Source organism: Streptomyces sp. NPDC026522 (assembly GCF_055567555.1).
Window position 1 is genome coordinate 611,300 of record NZ_JBVHQF010000002.1, and the last position, 18,896, is coordinate 630,195.

Genomic DNA, 18,896 nt, shown 5'->3' on the forward strand with positions numbered 1-18,896 from the left:
GGTGCCCGCCGCCGAGCCGATCCGGGACCTCGCCGCGCTGCTGCGGGGCGCGGGGCTCGACCCGTCCGCCGAGGAGCTCGCCGACGCGCTGTGGCTCGCCGGGCGGACCGGCGCGCCGGCCGGGGCGCCGGGCGCCGGGGACGGACCGGTCCGGGAGCCGGAGCCGGGGCCCGGGCGGCCGGCGGGCGGCGGCGCGCAGCCCCCGCGCGCGGACGGGCCCGTACGGGAGGAACCCGAACCGGATGAGCCGGTACGGCTGTACGCCGCCAGGACGGGCGGGCCGGCCGACGCCGACGCGGACCTCCCGCCCGGCGACGGGGTCCCGGTCCGGGTGCCCGGCGCGGCGGCGCTGCCCCGGATCCTGGAGATCCAGCGGGCCCTGCGCGCCCTCCAGCGGCACCGGCCGCCCGGACCGCCCACCCGGACCGTGCTCGACGAGGGCGCCACCGCCGAGGCCAGCGCCCGCGCGCTCGGCCTGGTCATCCCGGTGTTCCGGCCCGAGAGCCGGCGCGAGGCGACCGTCCGGCTCGTCATGGACGCGTCCCCGTCGATGGCGGTGTGGCACGACATGTTCGAGGAACTGCGGTCCGTGTGCGAGCGGCTCGGGGCCTTCCGCGACGTCCAGGTCTACTACCTGCACCGGCTGGCGGACGGCACCGCCGCCGTCGGCCGGGGGCCGCGCCCCACCGCCGCGCTCCGCTCCGGTGACCAGCTGCGCGACCCCACGGGCCGGGCGCTGACCATGGTGGTCTCCGACTGCGCCGGGCCCGTGTGGCGCGAGGGCCGGGCGCAGCGGCTGCTGTACCGGTGGGCCGAGTGCACCCCCTGCGCGGTGGTGCAGCCGCTGCCGCAGCGGCTGTGGAGCCGCAGCTGGCTGCCGACCGAGCGGGGGCTGCTGTCCCGCACCGAAGGCGGCGCACGCAAGCTGGAGTTCCGCGCGGACCGGCCGGCCCGCAGCGGGCGGCCCACCGGGGGGCTGACCGTGCCCGTGCTCCCGCCGAACGCCGGCGCGCTCGGCGCCTGGGCCCGCCTCGTCGCCGGACTGGGAACCGGCCCGGTACCGGCCGAGGTCGGGCGGGTCCTGGCCCGCCACCCCGCCGGGCCCGAACCGCCGCCCCGGGCCGCCCGGCCGCCGCGCGAGCTGGTGCGCCGGTTCCGCTCCTCGGCCGCGCCCGGCGCGGTGCGGCTCGCCCTGTACCTCGCGGCGGCCCCCCTCACGCTGCCCGTGATGCGGCTCGTCCAGCGCACGATGCTGCCCGACTCGGAGCCCTCGGACCTCGCCGAGGTGCTGCTCAGCGGGCTGCTGCGGCGCGCGCCGGACGCCGGGTGGTACGAGTTCGCCCCCGGGGTGCAGGACGTGCTGCTCGGCCCGCTCGGCCGGGACGAGGCGGCGCTGGTGCTCAAGCACTGCTCCGAGTACGTCCGTGCCCACTTCGGGCGGGGCGTACGGAACTTCCCCGCGCTCGCCGTCTCCCAGCTGACCGGCGCACCCCAGGAGCCCGACGGCGAACGGGTGCCCGCCGGGCGGCTCCCGCAGGCCTTCGCCCAGGTCTCGGCGAAGGTCGTACGCCGCTACCTGCCCGGGCCGCCGCCCGACGGGCCGGAGACCGAGCCGCCGCCCGCCGCGCCCGCCCGCGAGTGGGCCGTGCGCACGGCCCGGGCGCGGATCGCCGAGGGCGGCCGGCGCGGCCTGTACGAGGCCGTGGCCCTGCTGCGCCGGGCGGTGACGGCGCCGCCCGGCCCCGCCGACCCGGCGGAGCAGGCCGAGACCGAACTCGCGGGCGCGCTGCTGCGGTTGTGGGCGCTCCAGCGGGACCCGGAGCTGCTCACGGAGGCGGAGCGGGCGGTGGCGGGCCTGGGGACCCCGCCGGCCCGGGCCGCCCGGGGCCGGGTGCTGTACGAGCGGGCCCTGGCCGGGGAGGTACCGGACGCGGAGCTGCTGGCGGCGGCCGAGCGGGAGTTCGCGGCGGTCGGCGCCGCGCCCGGCCTCGACCGGGAGCTGCGGCTCGACTGCGTCGTACGGCGGACCCGGGCCCTGGTCCGGCTGGGCGAGCTGCGCGGCGACCCCGGGCCGCTGCTGGAGGCGCGGGCCGCGCTGGAGGCCGCCGGGGAGGGCGAGCCCGCCGTCGTCGGCCCGGTCCTCGGGCGGGTCCTGCTCGCCCTGCTGCCCCACACCGCGGACCCGGCGGAACGCGCCGCCCTGGCCGCCCTGGCCGCCGACCGGCTCGGCGCGGACCCGGATGCGGGCGCGGAGGAGCGGGCCCGGGCCCGGGTGGAGCGGGCCGCGGCGCTGCGGTACCTGCCCGCCCGGCTGGAGGAGGCGGCCGCAGAGCTGGCCCTAGCCCTGGAGGAGGCCGAGGGGGCCGCCGGGGAGCCGCAGCTGCGGCCGGCGGCGCTGGTCTGCCTGGCCCGGGTGCACCGGGCGCGGTACGCGCGGGACGCCGACCCGGCGGCCCTGGACGACGCGGCCGCCGCGTACGAGCGGGCCCGCAGGCTGGTCTCCCGGGACGGCGACGCCTACGGGGAGCTGCTGCCCGAGTGGGGCGACGTCCTCCTGGACCGGGCGGCGGCCGCCGGCGCCGACGGGCGGCGGTACGCGTCCACCGCCGTACGGGTGCTGCGCGAGAGCCGGGCGGCGGTCCCGCAGGCGGACCCCCGCTCGGCCCGGCGGCTGCTGCGGCTGGCGGCGGGGCTGCGGCTGCGGCACTCCTACGAGGGGGACCTGGTGGACCTGCGGGAGGCCGAACACCTGCTGGAGCTGGCCGCCCGGCAGAGCCGCAGCCCGCTGGAGCAGGCGCGGGCCTGGCGGGAGCACGGGGACGTGCAGCAGGAGATCCACGCCCACACGCGGGGCGCGGACCGGCTCGACCGGGCCGCCGACTCCTACCGCCGGGCCTGGCGCGCGGCCCTGGCCGCGGGGGGCGAGGACCTGGAGCGGGTGGCGGTGGAACTGGCCGCGCGGGTGCAGGAGCTGCGCGGCGAGGTACTGGAGCGGCTGGACCGGCCGAGGGGCGCGCTGGAGGCATACCGGGCGGCGCTGGAACTGTGGCTGCGGGCGGGCGGCGCGCAGGCTCGCGCGGCCGCGGTGGGGGAGCGGATCCGGGCACTGGAGGCGGGCCCGTGACCGGCAGCCGCAACCGCCCCCGCCCGTACCGGCCGTTTCCGGCGGGCACGGGAAGGGAAAGGGCAGTTGACCATTCGGGCAAGAGGGGGACGGGCAACACATGGTGACTCGGGATCAGCAAGTGCCGAAGGCCGGGCGGGAGTGCGGCGGGCGGTTGCCGGACCTGTCCGGACTGGATCTGGCCGAGCTGCGCGGAATCGGGCACCCGGTACTCGCCGAGGTGATCGAAGGCCTGGTCGAGCGGGTCACGCACCCCGCGGAGATCCTCAACGCCTTCGACTCAGGGGTGATGTGAACGACCGGAGTTGACCATTTTCCGCCGTTAGTCCGGCTCGTCCGCCGGGCAGGGATGGACCGTCCGCCGGGCTACCTCCCGGGGAGGCGGCGGGGGAGGGAGGCACAGGCCGATGACCCGAGCGATCACGAGCGACGCCGTGCTGCCCGCGCACCGGCCGCCTCCGGCCGGAGCGGACACCGCCGATCCGCACCCGAGCCACGCGCCCGCGCACCGGGCCCCGGCCGGAGCGGACACCGCCGATCCGCACCCGGGCCACGCGCCCGCGCACCGGGCCCCGGCCGGAACGGACACCGCCGATCCGCACCTGCGGCACGCACCCTGGCCCTACGCCCGGCTCGACGTGGCCGCGCTGCGCGCCGCCGGCCACCGCGCCTCCCCCGTCCGGCAGTTCGTACTGAAGACGCACAGCCGGTGCAACCTGGCCTGCACCTACTGCTACGTCTACGAAATGGCCGACCAGTCCTGGCGCGAGCGCCCCGCCGTGATGTCCGCCGCCACCGTCCGCCGGGCCGCCGGCCGGATCGCCGAACACGCCGCCGCCCACCGGCTGACCCGGGTCGACCTCGTCCTGCACGGCGGCGAGCCGCTGCTGACCGGCCCCGCCGCGCTCGCCGCGCCCGTCGAGGCGGTACGGGCCGCCGTCGCCCCCGGCACCCGGGTCACCGCGACCGTCCAGACCAACGCCACCCTGCTCACCCCGGGCCGGCTCGGCGCGCTGGCCGCCGCCGGGATCCGGGTCGGCGTCAGCCTCGACGGCGGGCTGCCCGCGCACAACACCCGCCGAGCCGACCACGCGGGGCGCCCCGGCTTCGGGGCCGCGGCGCGCGGGTTGCGGCTGCTCGCCCGCAACCCCGAGAGCTACGCGGGCGTGCTCTGCGTCGTCGACCTCGCCCAGGACCCCGTCGAGGTGTACGAGTCGCTGCTCGGGTTCGCCCCGCCCGCCATCGGCCTGCTGCTGCCCCTGGCCAACTGGAGCGCCCCGCCGCCCGGCCACGGCGGCGCGCACCCGACCCCGTACGCCGACTGGCTGCTCGCCGTCTTCGAACGCTGGTGGCACGACGGCGCGCGGCGCACCCGGATACGGATCTTCGAGGAGGTCATCGCCCTGCTGCTCGGGCTGCCCACCGCCACCGAAACCCTGGGACTGGCTCCCGCCACCACCGCCGTCGTCGAGACCGACGGCAGCATCGAACAGGCCGATTCGCTGAAATCCGCCTACGAGGGCGCCGCCGCCACCGGCCTCCACATCGACACCGACGGCTTCGACCGGCTGCTGGACCACCCCGGCTTCGCCGCCCGCCAGCTCGGGCGGGACGCACTCGCCCCCGCCTGCCGCGCCTGCGAACTCGTCGCGGTCTGCGGCGGCGGCCACTACCCGCACCGCTACCGCGCCGGCGAAGGGTTCCGCCGGCCCTCCGTGTACTGCGCCGACCTCCAGGCCCTCATCCGGCACATCGCGCGGGCCCTGCACGCGGCCGCGAGCACCGGGACGGCCGCCTCATGAGCGAAGCCCCGCCGGTCCCCGCCCCGTTCGCCGTCAGCTCCCCGACCCTGCGCGCCCTCGCCTCCACCGAACCCTCCCCGGAAGGCACCAGGCTCGTACGCGACGTACGCCGCTCCAAACGGCTGCTCCTGCTGCGCGCCCTGCTCGACCGGGCCCCCGGCGCCGAGACCGCCGAGCACTGGGCGCTGCTGGAGGAAGCCGAACGCCGCGACCCCGGCGCGGTGCGGGACGTCCTGCACTACCCCGCCACCGGGGTGTGGGCCGAGGAGACCCTGCGCCGGCTGCACGCGCCGGACGGGCCCCCCGCCGACCTCGGGCACCTCGGGGCGCTCGCCGCCGCCGCCGCGCTGCGCGCCGGGATCACCTTCAAGGTCACCCTGCGCCCCGCGGGCGGCCGGCTGGTCCTGCCCACCCTCGGACTGCTGCGGCCCGACCGGCCCGGCCTCCTCACCGTCACCGAGCGGACCTGGGCCACCGCCCCCGACCGGCTGCCGCTGCACGCCCTGCCCGGCGGCCGTACCGCCCTCGACGACCTCGACCCCTACCGGGCCCCCGCCGCCGACGAGCCCGCCCAGGTGCGCCCCGCCCGGCGGCTCACCCCCAAGGGGCACAAGCGCTGGGACACCCAGTGGTCCGGCGCCCTGACCCTGCTGCGGCGCTACGACTCCGCCCGCGCGGACGAGATCGGCCGCCTGCTGCGCACGGTCGTCCCGCTGGCCGGCGGCTCCCGCTCCAGCGGCGCGACCCTGCCCGCGGCTGCCGGCTCCGTCCTCGCCCGGGCACAGGCCCCGCCCGCCCTGGCCGCCACCCTCGTCCACGAGGTCCAGCACGGCAAGCTCACCGCCCTCGCCGACGTACTGACCCTGCACACCGCCGACCGCACGCCCCGCCACTGGGCCCCCTGGCGCAGCGACCCCCGGCCGCTCGACGGGCTGCTGCACGGCGCGTACGCCCACCTGGCCCTCGCCGGCTACTGGCAGCGCGCCGCCCTCTACGGGGCGCGCGGCGCGTGGGCCCGGCACGCCCGGCTGCGCGCCCAGGTGGCGGCCGTCCTGCCCGCCATCCGCGCCCACCCGCAACTCACCTCCGCCGGAGCGGAGTTCGCCGAGGCGATGGCCGCCGCCGAGCGGGCCATGGACGAACTCCCGCCGCCCGGCGACCAGCACGCCACCGCCCGCCGGGCCCTGGAACGCGACCGCCGCGCCTGGTGCGAGAAGCACCCCGAACTCGCCGGGTCCGCCGGTTGCTGAGGGGTCCTGACGGACCGTCCGTTGCGGTACCTTTCAATCCCGTCCACCGCCCGGTTCCAGGGAGACGGCCGCATGACCACCGGTATTCGGCAGGACCGTGACGGAGCGGCGCAGCCGCCGCAGCGCTTCGTCATCAGCTTCGCGGGGTTCAACCGGCCCTGGGCCGTGTGGATCGCGCACCGCCTGGAGGAGCACGGCCACCGGGTCGCCCTCCAGCGCTGGGACCCGCAGACCAGCCCCGGCATCACCGAAGCCCTCGACGACCTGGCCCGGGCCGGCGGGAAGGTCCTCGTCGTCCTCAGCGAGCGCTACTTCTCCGCCGGCACCCACACCGAGGAGGAGTGGAACGCGGCCCTGCGCACCGTCACCGAACACCACCCCGACCGGTTCGCCGCCGTCTGCCTCACCGACGCCCCGCTGCCGAGCGCCGTCGCCGCCCTGGAGAAGACCGACCTGTGGGGGCTGGACGCCTACGAGGCCGAGTACCGGGTGCTGCGCCGGCTGGAGCTGCCCACCGACCGCATCGGCATCGAGAGCGGCCGCCGCGGGCCCCGCTTCCCCAACGACCCGCCCGAGATCTGGGGCCGGGTACCGCGCCGCAACCCGCGCTTCACCGGCCGCAACGACGTCATCGGCCGGCTGCGCGCCGCCCTCACCGAGGCACCGCCCGGCGCGTCCACCGTGACGCTGCTCGGCCTGTCCGGGGTGGGCAAGACGCAGGTCGCCACCGAGTACGCCTACCGTTTCGCCTCCGAGTACGACGTGGTGTGGTGGGTCCCGGCCGAGGACCGGCCCACCCTGCGCGAGCGGCTCGCTGACCTGGCCCCCGCGCTCGGCCTGCCGCGCGGCGCAGGGAGCTACGGCGAGCAGATCCGGGCCGTGCTCGAAGCGCTGCGGCGCGGGAACCCGTACTACCGCTGGCTGCTGGTGTTCGACGGCTGCGACAACCCCGACGACCTCACCGACCTGCTGCCCGCCGGCGCCGGCGACGTGATCATCACCTCCCGCAACCGGGAGTGGGCCGCCCGCCACACCAGCCTCGTCGAAGTCCCGCTGTACGCGCGCCCCGAGTCCGTGACCTTCATCCGCCGCCGCGCCCAGCGGCTGACCGGGGCCGAGGCCGACCAGCTCGCCGAGGCACTGGAGGACTACCCGCTCGCCCTCGACCAGACCGCCGGCTGGCTCGCCGACTCCCCGATCGGCGTCGGCGAGTACCTGCACCTGCTGCAGAGCCGGCTCGACTCGCACGAGGCCGTCACCCTCTCCGACGACTATCCGCTGCCTTTCCCCACCGCGCTCGCGATACTCCTCAACAACGTACGGGAGAACTTCCCCGACGCCCTCGCGCTGCTGCGGCTGTTCGTCTTCTTCGCCCCCGGCCGGGTCCCGCTGCGGCTGCTGAGCGAGTTCCCCGCGGACGACGTGCCCGAGCAGCTGGCCGGGCTGATCAACGACCAGATCCGCTGGAACGCCGCCCTCAACAAACTCGTCCAGTTCTCCGTCGTCCGGCTGGAGTACTCCGACCTGGCGGTCGAGGAGGGCGGCGGCCTGGAGACCGTGCAGCTGCACCGCATGGTCCACAACATCGTCCGCGGCAACCTCGGCGACGACGAGTCCGAGGAGCTGTCCCGCGTCGTCCGCCAGGTCCTCGCCGCCGCCGACCCCGGCCGGCCCTCCGACTCCCGGCTCTGGCCCCGCTACGCCGAACTCATCCCGCACCTGGAACCCGCCGGGGTGCTGCGCAGCTCCAACCCGCGCATCCAGAACTTCCTGCTGCACTGCCTGCGCTACCTGATGCTGGCCGGGGAGTACCGCACCTGCCTGCGGCTGGCCGAGGAGACCGACGGCATCTGGCGGGCCATGCTCGGCGAGGACCACGACCAGGTCCGCGAGCTCAGCTACCACCACGGCGGCGCCCTGCGGATGCTCGGGCACTTCCGCCAGGCGGAGACCCTCGCCAGGGCGCGGGCGGAGCGGCTGGTGGCCGAACGCGGTCCGCGCGACCTCGAATCCCTGCGCGCCACCAGCTCGTACGCGGGAGTACTGCTCAGCACCGCCAAGTTCGAGCAGGCCCGCGAACTGCTCGAACACGCCTTCACCAGCTACCGCGAGCTGCTCGGGGAGGACGACTCCACCACCCTCAACGCGCAGAACAACGTGGCCGTCGCGCTGCGCCTGCTCGGGCGCTACCAGGAGGCCTACGACACCGACCTCGACACCCTGCGGCGCCGCGAACGGGTGCTGCGGGTACGGCACATCGCCACGCTGTCCTCCGGGATCGGCTGCGCGATGGGCCTGCGTCTGATGGGCCGCTACCGGGAGGCGCTGGCCCGCCAGGAACAAGGCCTCAAGATCAACGCCCAGGTCCTCGGCGCCAACCACCCGCAGACCCTGCGCGCCGAACACAACCTGGGCCTGTGCCTGCGCCGCTCCGGGGACATCCCCGGTGCGGGGGCCCGGCTGCGCAGCGTACTGGAGCGCTCGACGCGGGTGTTCGGGGCGGAATTCCCCTGGACGCTGATGGTCGCCTCCGACTACGCGACCTACCTGCGCGAGTACGGCGACGTGGACGAGGCCCGACGCATCTCGGAGGACGTCGTACGCGGCTACCAGTCGCAGCTGGGCCTGGCCCACCCGTACAGCATCGGCACGGTGGGCAACCTCGGGCTGGTGCTGCGGGCGCAGGGCGAGCGGGTGGAGGCGCTGAGCCTGGCGGAGCAGGCGCTGGTGGGGATGCGGGGGGCGCTGGGCGACCGGCACCCGTGGACGCTGGGCTGCGCGCTGAACGCCACCGGACACCGGAACATCACCGGACGGCTGGAGGACGCGGTGGAACTGAGCCGGGAGACGCTGCGGGGGGCGGAGCAGGTGCTGGGGCCGGACCACCCGATGACGCTGAGCGCGCAGATCGCGCTGGCCGCGGACCTGAGGGCGGTGCGGGAGGACGCGGAGGCGGCGAAGCACGAAGACGCGGGCCTCAAGGCGCTGACGCGCACCCTGGGCCCGCAACACGTCCACACGGTCTCGGCCCGCCAACAGACCCGCCCGTACTGGGACTTCGAACCCCAACCGTAGCCCGGTGCCCGGCGGAGCCGGGTTTCCTGGGGCTCCGCCCCAGACCCCGCGCCTCGGACGCCGGCGAGGTTGGATTTGGCCGCGCCTCGGACGCCGGCGAGGTTGGATTTGGCCGGCGTCGCCGGAAGTAGCCCGAGGTGGCCGGAAGGCCCGGCCCCCGATCGGGGGCCGGGCCTTCCGGGTGGTGCGGGTCGGCGGGGCGGTTAGGCCTCGAAGACCTCGTTCAGGAGGAGCTGCTGCTCCGCCTGGTGGCGCTTCGCCGAGCCCACCGCCGGCGACGACCCGTGCGGCCGCGAGATGCGCCGCAGGCGCTCGCCCGCCGGGATGTCCGCGCCGACCGCCAGGTCGAGGTGGTCGATCAGGTTCAGCGCGATGAACGGCCACGCACCCTGGTTCGCCGGCTCCTCCTGCGCCCAGATGTACTTCGCCGCGTTCGGGAACTTCGCGATCTCCGCCTGGAGCTCCGCACCCGGCAGCGGGTACAGCCGCTCGATGCGGATGATCGCCGTGTCCGTGATGCCGCGCTTCTCCCGCTCGGCCTCCAGGTCGTAGTAGACCTTGCCCGCGCAGAAGACGACCTTGCGGACCGCGTTCGGGTCCACCGTGCTGTCGCCGATGACCGGACGGAACGAACCCGTCGTGAACTCCTCCGCCTTCGACGCCGCCGCCTTCAGACGCAGCATCGACTTCGGCGTGAAGACGATCAGCGGCTTGTGGTGCGGGTTGTGGACCTGCCAGCGCAGCAGGTGGAAGTAGTTCGACGGCAGGGTCGGCATCGCAACCGTCATGTTGTCCTGCGCGCACATCTGCAGGAAGCGCTCGGGACGTGCGGACGAGTGGTCCGGGCCCTGGCCCTCGTAGCCGTGCGGCAGGAGCAGCGTGACGCCGGAGGTCTGGCCCCACTTCTGCTCGGCCGAGGAGATGAACTCGTCCACGACGGTCTGCGCGCCGTTGACGAAGTCACCGAACTGGGCCTCCCAGAGGACGAGCGCGTCCGGACGGGCCAGCGAGTAGCCGTACTCGAAGCCCATGGCCGCGTACTCGGAGAGCAGCGAGTCGTAGACGTTGTAGCGGGCCTGGTCGTCGGACAGGTACTGCAGCGGGGTGTAGTCCTCGCCCGTCTCCCGGTCGATGAGGACCGCGTGCCGCTGGCCGAACGTGCCGCGGCGGGAGTCCTGGCCCGACAGCCGGACCGGGGTGCCCTCCATCAGCAGGGAACCGAAGGCGAGGGTCTCGCCCATGCCCCAGTCGATGGTGCCCTCGTCGATCATCGCAGCGCGGCGCTGGAGCTGCGGCAGCAGACGCGGGTGGACGGTGACGTTCTCCGGGATGTTGACCTGAGCCTCGGCGATCCGCTTGACGACCTCCTGGGAGACCGCGGTGTTCACGGGCACCGGGAACTGCGCCTGCTCGGCCGGGGCCGGGGTGCCGATCGCGGGCTGCGTGGCGGCCTCGCGGACCTCCGCGAAGACCTTCTCCAGCTGGCCCTGGAAGTCCTGGAGCGCCTGCTCGGCCTCTTCCAGCGTGATGTCGCCGCGACCGATGAGGGACTCGGTGTACAGCTTGCGCACCGAGCGCTTCTTGTCGATCAGGTCGTACATCAGCGGCTGCGTGAACGCCGGGTTGTCGGACTCGTTGTGGCCGCGGCGCCGGTAGCAGATGAGGTCGATGACCACGTCCTTGTTGAACGCCTGGCGGAACTCGAAGGCGAGCCGCGCGACGCGGACCACGGCCTCCGGGTCGTCGCCGTTCACGTGGAAGATCGGCGCCTCGATCATGCGGGCCACGTCGGTCGCGTACATGGACGAACGCGAGGACTCCGGGGCGGCGGTGAAGCCGACCTGGTTGTTGATGACCACGTGGACGGTACCGCCGGTGCGGTAGCCGCGCAGCTGCGACATGTTCAGCGTCTCGGCGACGACGCCCTGGCCGGCGAAGGCCGCGTCGCCGTGCAGCGCCAGGGGCAGGACCGTGAAGTCCGTGCCGCCCTTGTTGATGACGTCCTGCTTGGCGCGGGCGACGCCCTCCAGGACCGGGTCGACCGCCTCCAGGTGCGAGGGGTTCGCGACGAGCGAGACCTTGATCTGCTCCCCGTCCAGGCCCGTGAAGGTGCCCTCGGCGCCCAGGTGGTACTTGACGTCGCCGGAGCCGTGCATCGACTTCGGGTCGAGGTTGCCCTCGAACTCGCGGAAGATCTGCGCGTAGGACTTGCCGACGATGTTCGCGAGGACGTTCAGGCGGCCGCGGTGGGCCATGCCGATGACGACCTCTTCGAGGCGGGCCTCGGCGGCCGAGTCGATGACGGCGTCCAGCAGCGGGATGACGGACTCGCCGCCCTCCAGGGAGAACCGCTTCTGGCCGACGTACTTCGTCTGCAGGAACGTCTCGAAGGCCTCCGCCGCGTTCAGCCGGCGCAGGATGCGCAGCTGCTCCTCGCGCTCCGGCTTGGAGTGCGGGCGCTCGATGCGGTCCTGGATCCACTTGCGCTGCTTGGGGTCCTGGATGTGCATGAACTCGACGCCGGTGGTGCGGCAGTACGAGTCGCGCAGCACACCGAGGATGTCGCGCAGCTTCATCATCGACTTGCCGGAGAAGCCGCCGACCGCGAACTCGCGCTCCAGGTCCCACAGGGTGAGGCCGTGCTCGGTGATGTCGAGGTCGGGGTGCTTGCGCTGCTTGTACTCCAGCGGGTCGGTGTCGGCCATGACGTGGCCGCGGACCCGGTAGGAGTGGATCAGCTCGAAGACGCGCGCGGCCTTGGTGACGTCGTCGTCGTGGGAGGCGTCGATGTCCCGGAGCCAGCGGACCGGCTCGTACGGGATGCGCAGCGCCTCGAAGACGTCGTCGTAGAAGCCGTTCTCGCCGAGCAGCAGGTTCGCGACGATGCGCAGGAACTCGCCGGAGGCCGCGCCCTGGATGACCCGGTGGTCGTAGGTCGAGGTCAGGGTCATGACCTTGGAGATGCCCAGCTTGTTCAGGGTGTCCTGCGAGGTGCCCTGGAACTCGGCGGGGTAGTCCATCGAGCCGACGCCCATGATGACCGACTGACCGGGCATCAGACGCGGCACGGAGTGGACGGTGCCCAGGCCGCCGGGGTTGGTCAGCGAGACGGTGACGCCCGTGAAGTCGTCCATCGTCAGCTTGCCGACGCGGGCGCGGCGGACGATGTCCTCGTACGCCTGCCAGAACTCGAAGAAGTTGAGGGTCTCGGCCTTCTTGATGCCCGCGACGACGAGCTGCCGGTCACCGTTGGCCTTCACCAGGTCGATCGCCAGGCCGAAGTTCACGTGCTCCGGCTTGACCAGGGTCGGCTTGCCGTCCTTCTCCGCGAAGGAGTAGTTCATCGACGGCATGGCCTTGATGGCCTGCACCATCGCGTAGCCGATCAGGTGCGTGAAGGAGATCTTCCCGCCCCGGGCGCGCTTGAGGTGGTTGTTGATGACGATGCGGTTGTCGAACAGCAGCTTCACCGGGACGGCGCGGACGGACGTGGCCGTCGGGACGTCCAGCGAGGCGTTCATGTTCTTGGCTACGGCGGCGGCCGGACCGCGGAGCGTCACCAGCTCGGGCCCGGCGGGGGCCTCGGCGGTGGGCGCGGACTTCTGCGGGGCAACCGGAGCGGCCTGAGGGGCGGGCGCGGCCGGTGCGGCGGCCGGGGCCTGGGAGGTGACAGTCACAGCAGGGGCACCAGAGGGGGTGGCAGGAGCAGGGGCAGGAGCTGACACGGGCGCGGCGGCGGCAGAGGCTCCGTTGGAGCCGGTGTCCGCCACGGGAGGTGCGGCGCTCGCCGCCCCCGTGGCGGCTGCGACGCTGGCCCGCGGAACCTCGGCGGTGACGGTGGCGGCGGCCTGTGCGGAGGCGCCGTCCGTCGTCGTGGACTTCTCGGGACCATCCGCCTTCACGGGAGCGGCAGCGCCCCCCGGCTTGTAGTCGGCGAAGAAGTCCCACCAGGCCCGGTCGACCGAATTGGGGTCCTGGAGGTACTGCTGGTAGATCTCGTCGACGAGCCACTCGTTGGCACCGAAGCCTGAGGCAGGGGTCTTCCCGCCCTCTGCTGCTTCGGTCGTGGTGCTCGGGTTACTGGGGGACTGTGGCGACACGGCGGCAACCGCCCTCTTCCGCTTCACAAGGTATGGACAGCGGGAATAAAGGCTACGCCTCCCGGAGGGGGTGATGCAGGCCGGGCGGGACTTACGTCGCGCAGGTCACATCGAACGGCGGGTTTCACCGCCGGGAATGGCGGGAAACAAGCGTGGTTCGGGTAGGGGGCACCCAGGTTGCGGCCCCCTTGGCTACGCACCCCTTACGACCCCTGCCGGGTGTGGCCGAGATCATTTCCTTTCCCACTCGAACCCTACGTCAACGCGGCGCCCGCGAGCTTCCCGGAAGCGTGACGAGGATGCGGCAGCCCCGTGACGATTCGGCCACGCGGATGTCCCCTCCGTGCAGGCCCACGGCCCAGCGGGCGATCGCCAGGCCCAGCCCGGTACCGCCGTCACCACCGCCCGCGCTGCCCCGGTTGAAGCGCTCGAAGACCCTGTGGCGTTCCTCTTCCGGGATTCCAGGGCCTTCGTCCCGGACCTCGACCACCAGGCTGCCGGGGGTGTCACCGGCCCGGGCGCGGACCGTGACCCGGCCGTGCGGCGGGCTGTGCTTGACCGCGTTGTCGATCAGGTTCGCCACCACCTGGTGCAGCCGCTCCGCGTCCGCGTACGCCGTCAGGCCGGACGGGTGCACGTCCAGGTGGAGGTGGACGTCGTTGCGGGTGTGGCCGCCCGACCCGGTGGCCAGCCCCGGCCGCCCCGCCGCCGCCAGCCCCGACTCCTTGAGCACCCCCGACAGGTACGGCCACACCTCGAAGCGGCGTGCCCGCAGCGGCACCACACCGTTGTCCAGCCGGGACAGGTCCAGCAGGGTCTCCACGAGCCGGCCCAGCCGCTCGGTCTGCTTGAGCGCGGTCCGCATGGTTTCCGGATCGGCCTGCGAGACCCCGTCCACCACGTTCTCCAGCACCGCGCGCAGCGCCGCGATCGGCGTGCGCAGCTCGTGCGAGACGTTGGCGACGAGCTCCTTGCGGTGCCGGTCCACCGCCTCCAGGTCGTCCGCCATCACATTGATCGTCGAGGCCAGGTCGCCCAGCTCGTCGCGGCGCCCCGCCCCGCGCACCCGGCGCGTGTAGTCGCCGCGGGAGATCGCCCCGGCCACTCTCGTCATGTCGTCCAGCGGCGCCGTCAGGCTGTGCGCCACGAACTGCGTGATCAGCATCGAGGCGATCACCGAGAACACGGTGATGAACCGCAGCTCCGTATCCGTGCGCAGGGCCACCATCAGCAGCCCCGTCGTGATGAACACGGACACCACGACGAGCGAGCCCAGCTTCGTCTTGATCGAGAACGGCGAGAACGGGCGCAGCCCCCCGGCCCGCTCACCGGCGCCACCGGTACGGCCCGCGCCGCGCCCCCGGCCGGGACGGGCGCCGCTCACGGCTGGGCCGGGGTCTCCAGGGCGTACCCGACGCCGTGGACCGTACGGATCCGCTCGGCGCCGATCTTCCGGCGCAGCGCCTTGATGTGGCTGTCGACCGTACGGGTCCCCGACGCGTCCGCCCAGTCCCACACCTCGGCCAGCAGCTGCTCCCGCGAGAGCACCGCGCGCGGCGTCCCGGCCAGGCACACCAACAGGTCGAACTCGGTCGGCGTCAGGTGCACGTCCTCCGCCTGCACCCGCACCCGGCGCTGCGCGTGGTCGATCTCCAGGTCCCCCAGCCGCAGCGTGGCCCCGCGCGGGGCGGTCGCCGCCTGAGTGGCCCGCTCCACCCGGCGCAGCAGGACGTGCACCCGCGCGGCCAGCTCCCGCATCGAGAACGGCTTCGTCATGTAGTCGTCGGCGCCGACCCCGAGCCCGACCAGCATGTCCGTCTCGTCGTCGCGGGCGGTCAGCATCAGCACCGGCACCGGCCGCTGCGCCTGGACGCGGCGGCAGACCTCCAGCCCGTCGAAGCCGGGCAGCATGACGTCCAGCACCAGCAGCTCGGGCAGCCAGCTCTCGGCCGCGGCGACCGCGGCCGGACCGTCGTACGCCGTCTGCACCTGGAACCCCTCGGCGCGCAGCCGGGCCGAAATGGCGTCGGCGATGGTGCGGTCGTCCTCGACCACGAGCACGCGCCGCTGGGCACCTGGAGTGGCCGCGGCGCCGCCGTGGGTGGTGTGTGTCTGTTCCATGTCCCGCCCCTGAAGATCCCGCGTGATGGGGTGCAGCGTAGAGGAGGCACCGGCCCGCGGCCATGTGGGGTTCGGACGGACCGCCGCGGGCGTCCGGAACCCGCTCAGGAGGAGTCGGGCGGATCACGGCCGGGCCCGGCCGTGATCCGCTAGCCCTCGAACGGCGGCAGCGCGTCCAGCAGCTTCGTCAACTCCGCTGGCACCGAACCGTCGTTGGTGACCACCTTGAGCGGGCCCCGCACGAAGGTGTACGTGAACCCGTCGAAGACCGTTCCGCCGGTCTTGGCGGGCCGGGGCAGGTGCGCGAAGTCCGCCGCCTCGACCGCCGAGCGAAGCCTGCCGAGCTGGGCCGGCGAGAGCCGGCCCGCGCCCTCCGGTTCGGCGCGCGCGCCCCGGCGGGTCCACGCGCCGTCGGACGCGACGGCCAGGGTGTGCGTCCGGCCGGCGAAGCCGCCGCTGCGGGTGACCGTGACCAGGCTCCCGGCGGCGGCGGGCGGTGGGGAGGGCGCCCCCGGCTCGGGCGCGGGGGACGGGGGGTCCTGCGGCGCGGGCGGACTCCCGCCGGGCGTCGCCTCCGCGGTGAAGGTGACCAGAGCGTGGTCAGGCCGGGCCAGGCCGCATCCGCTCAGGACCACCGCGCCCAGCAGCGCCGCCGCCATCGCCCGGAACGCTCGCACAACCCACCTCCGCTGGAACGGGGGCCGACCCGAACCCCGAGTATGGAGTCCGCACCACTCGCACGGAAGCACCCGGAGGCCGACATCAGCCGCACAGCCCTGTGGCGCGGGCTGCCGCCGCTCCTCGCCGTCGTCCTCGGCCTCTGGGGCCTGGAACGCGGTCCCGGCGGCGGCAGCATGTGGCGCGACGAATCCGTCACCGTCCAGGTGGCGCACCGCCCGCTCGCCGCCCTCGCGGAGCTCCTCGGGCGGGTCGACGCCGTCCACGGCCTGTACTACCTGCTGCTGCACGGGGTCTACGCCCTCTGGGACGGCGGCCTGTGGGCGCTGCGCCTGCCCTCCGTCGCCGCCACCGCGCTGGCCGCCGCCGGAGTGGCCGCGGTGGCGCACCGGCTCGCGGGGACCCGGGCCGCGGTGCTCGCCGGAAGCGCCTACGCCCTGCTGCCGCCGGTGCAGATGTACGCCCAGGAGGGGCGCTCGTACGCCCTCGTCGCCTGCGCCGTGGTCTGGGCCACGTACCTGATGCTGGCCGAGCGGTGGGCGGCGTACGCCGCGGTGCTGCTGGCCGGCTGCTGCCTGCACGAGTTCGCGGTACTGGCCCTGCTCGCGCACGGCTGCGCCGCCTGGCGCTCGCGCGGCTGGCGGTGGAGCGCCGCGGCCGTCGTCGCCGCACTGGCCCCGCTGGCCTTCGTCAGCGCCCGGCAGGCGCAGCAGCAGCTCGGCTGGCTCGGCCGGCCGGGCTGGCAGGACTGGACGGCCTACGGGGTGCTCGCGCTCGCGGTGCTGCTGCTCGCCCGCGGCCTGCGCGACGCGCCGCACGCCCTGCGGGTCGCCGTACCGCTCGCGCTGCTGCCGCCCGGGCTGCTGCTGGCCGTATCCCTGGTCCACCCCTGGTACGTCGACCGCTACGTGCTCTACGCGCTGGCCGGGCTCGCGCTGCTGATCGGACTGCGGCTCGCGCGGGCCGAGGGGGTGCGGGCGCGCGCGGTGGGGCCGTGGGTACTGGCCGGGGCGCTGCTGGCGCCGTGGGCGTGGTGGTCGGGGTGGCTGCGGACCCCCGACAGCCGCAAGGACGACGTCCTGGCGGTGGCCGCCGCCGTCCGCGAGCGGGCCCGGCCCGGGGACGCCGTGCTGTTCATGCCGGCGCGGCGGCGCGAGTGGCTGCTGTCCTCACCGGGGACGTACGCACCCCTGTACGACCTCGCCCTGGCCCGGACCCCGGTGGCCTCGCACAGCCTGTGGGGGACCGAGCTGCCCGCCGGGGAGATACGGGCGCGGCTGGCCGGGACACCGCGGGTGCTGGCGCTGCTCGACCCGCCGGGGCAGCCGCTGGACCCGTACCCGGCCGAGGCCGCGAAGCGGGAGGCGCTCGCAGCCGGCTTCCGGCTGTGCTCGGTGACGGACGTACGCGGCGCGCGGATCGCGGTGTACGGCCGGGCGGCGGCCGACTGCGGCTGAAGGTGCCGCCCGGGCGCGGTGGTTGGATGGGCCGGTCGACCCTGCCGGAGGACCCGTATGAACGACCACGAACGCCCCTTCGGCCCCCTGATCGGGGCCGAGCAGCTCGCCGCCCGCCTCGCCGAGCCCGGCGTGGTGGTCTTCGACGCCTCCGTCGGCGCACTGCGCGGCGCGGGCAGGCGGATCCCGGGGGCCCGCCCCTTCGACCTCGACGGGGCGCTGTCGGACCACGGCGCACCCCTCCCGCACACCATGCCCGCCGCCGCGCCGTTCCAGGAGGCGGTGCGCGCCCTCGGGCTCGACGACCGGGACACCGTGGTCGTCTACGACGGCGCCGGGATCTACTCCAGCGCCCGGGCCTGGTGGATGCTGCGCGCGATGGGCTTCGACCGGGCCGCCGTGCTGGACGGCGGGCTGCCCGCCTGGAGCGCCGCCGGACTGCCGCTGGAGGACACCGCCCCGGCGTACGGGAGCCCGCGCGGCTCCTTCACCGCCCGGCCGCGCCCCGGGCTGTTCGTGGACGCCGACACGGTGGCCGCGGCCCTGGCGGATCCGGCCGCCGCGGTGCTCGACGCCCGCACCCGGGAGCGGTTCGCGGGCACCGCCCCGGAGCCGCGGCCGGGGCTGCGCGGCGGCCACATGCCGGGCGCGGCCGGCCTCCCCTTCACGGAACTCCAGACCCCGGACGGCCTGATGCGGCTGCCGGGAGAGCTGCGGGAGGCGTTCCGGGCGGTGGCCGGGGACCGCGAGCGGCTCTACTTCAGCTGCGGCTCCGGGGTGACGGCCTGCGTCCTCGCACTGGGCGCCGAGCTGGCCGGCTACCGGCAGACCGCCGTCTACGACGGCTCGTGGAGCGAATGGGGCCTGCCCGGCTCCTCCCCGGACCGCCCGGTGGTGACGGGCGACTGACGGCTCCCGCAGCTTCTTGGCCCCCACCTGCGCCGACTCCGGCCGGTCGGCCGGGTCCTGCGCCAGCAGGGCGCGCAGCTGCCAGGCGTCGGCGTTCCGGCGCTCGTACGACACGGAGGTCGCCCACCACCCGGCCGGCAGACCCCTGCCGGACCCGCCGGAACCCTCACCCGCAGGGTGGCCCTGCGACCGCGGCGCAGGCTCCGACCGCGGCTGCGGCACCGAGGCCGGCGCCGCACCGCCCGCGCCTGAGCGCGATGAGCCCGCCTACCGCCCGCTGCAACCCGAAGAGGGAGAGGCCGTCGCACACCGGCCGGGCCGGCCGCCGCTCCGCCGGTGTTCGCCCCGGGCGAACTCAGGTTGGGGAACATCGGCGGGCT

11 protein-coding genes are annotated in these 18,896 nt (G+C 75.0%); 7 read left to right on the plus strand and 4 right to left on the minus strand.

Going from position 1 to position 18,896, the window contains the following annotated elements:
* The first annotated feature begins 1 nt into the window (after window position 1).
* The 5 genes from ACZ4M3_RS07435 to fxsT all read left to right on the plus strand — a co-directional run bounded on the left by ACZ4M3_RS07435 (window position 2) and on the right by fxsT (window position 9,251).
* Window positions 2-3,124, plus strand: a complete 3,123-nt coding sequence (locus ACZ4M3_RS07435) for an SAV_2336 N-terminal domain-related protein (protein WP_467730643.1) — start codon at window positions 2-4, stop codon at window positions 3,122-3,124.
* Between the two features lie 100 nt (window positions 3,125-3,224).
* Entirely contained in the window at window positions 3,225-3,419 is a 195-nt protein-coding gene (gene fxsA, locus ACZ4M3_RS07440; RefSeq protein ID WP_467730644.1) for an FxSxx-COOH cyclophane-containing RiPP peptide, read from the plus strand.
* 112 nt (window positions 3,420-3,531) lie between these two features.
* On the plus strand, window positions 3,532-4,926 hold the full coding sequence (locus ACZ4M3_RS07445; protein ID WP_467730645.1) for an FxsB family cyclophane-forming radical SAM/SPASM peptide maturase: 1,395 nt from the start codon (window positions 3,532-3,534) through the stop codon (window positions 4,924-4,926).
* Window positions 4,923-6,176: an aKG-HExxH-type peptide beta-hydroxylase gene (locus ACZ4M3_RS07450; RefSeq protein ID WP_467730646.1), complete on the plus strand. Its 1,254-nt coding sequence runs from the start codon at window positions 4,923-4,925 to the stop codon at window positions 6,174-6,176. Before ACZ4M3_RS07445 ends, ACZ4M3_RS07450 begins: the two co-directional genes overlap by 4 nt.
* A 72-nt stretch (window positions 6,177-6,248) precedes the next feature.
* Window positions 6,249-9,251: an FxSxx-COOH system tetratricopeptide repeat protein gene (gene fxsT / locus ACZ4M3_RS07455; RefSeq protein WP_467730647.1), complete on the plus strand. Its 3,003-nt coding sequence runs from the start codon at window positions 6,249-6,251 to the stop codon at window positions 9,249-9,251.
* 203 nt (window positions 9,252-9,454) lie between these two features.
* On the opposite strand, the gene ACZ4M3_RS07460 is transcribed toward fxsT, so the two are convergent.
* The 4 genes from ACZ4M3_RS07460 to ACZ4M3_RS07475 all read right to left on the minus strand — a co-directional run bounded on the left by ACZ4M3_RS07460 (window position 9,455) and on the right by ACZ4M3_RS07475 (window position 16,149).
* Window positions 9,455-13,351, minus strand: coding sequence for a multifunctional oxoglutarate decarboxylase/oxoglutarate dehydrogenase thiamine pyrophosphate-binding subunit/dihydrolipoyllysine-residue succinyltransferase subunit (locus tag ACZ4M3_RS07460; RefSeq protein WP_467730648.1), 3,897 nt, complete (start codon window positions 13,349-13,351; stop codon window positions 9,455-9,457).
* Between the two features lie 259 nt (window positions 13,352-13,610).
* Window positions 13,611-14,663, minus strand: coding sequence for a HAMP domain-containing sensor histidine kinase (locus ACZ4M3_RS07465; protein WP_467730833.1), 1,053 nt, complete (start codon window positions 14,661-14,663; stop codon window positions 13,611-13,613).
* A 68-nt stretch (window positions 14,664-14,731) separates the two neighbouring features.
* Window positions 14,732-15,472: a response regulator transcription factor gene (locus ACZ4M3_RS07470; protein ID WP_467730649.1), complete on the minus strand. Its 741-nt coding sequence runs from the start codon at window positions 15,470-15,472 to the stop codon at window positions 14,732-14,734.
* Between the two features lie 149 nt (window positions 15,473-15,621).
* Window positions 15,622-16,149 (minus strand): hypothetical protein, encoded by a 528-nt coding sequence (locus ACZ4M3_RS07475; RefSeq protein WP_467730650.1) that lies wholly within the window; start codon window positions 16,147-16,149, stop codon window positions 15,622-15,624.
* A gap of 42 nt (window positions 16,150-16,191) precedes the next feature.
* On the opposite strand from ACZ4M3_RS07475, the gene ACZ4M3_RS07480 reads away from it, so the two are divergent.
* On the plus strand, window positions 16,192-17,607 hold the full coding sequence (locus ACZ4M3_RS07480; protein WP_467730651.1) for a glycosyltransferase family 39 protein: 1,416 nt from the start codon (window positions 16,192-16,194) through the stop codon (window positions 17,605-17,607).
* 57 nt (window positions 17,608-17,664) lie between these two features.
* The gene (locus ACZ4M3_RS07485; RefSeq protein WP_467730652.1) at window positions 17,665-18,516 is read left to right on the plus strand and encodes a sulfurtransferase; all 852 of its coding nucleotides are present in this window, start codon (window positions 17,665-17,667) and stop codon (window positions 18,514-18,516) included.
* Window positions 18,517-18,896 lie beyond the last annotated feature (380 nt).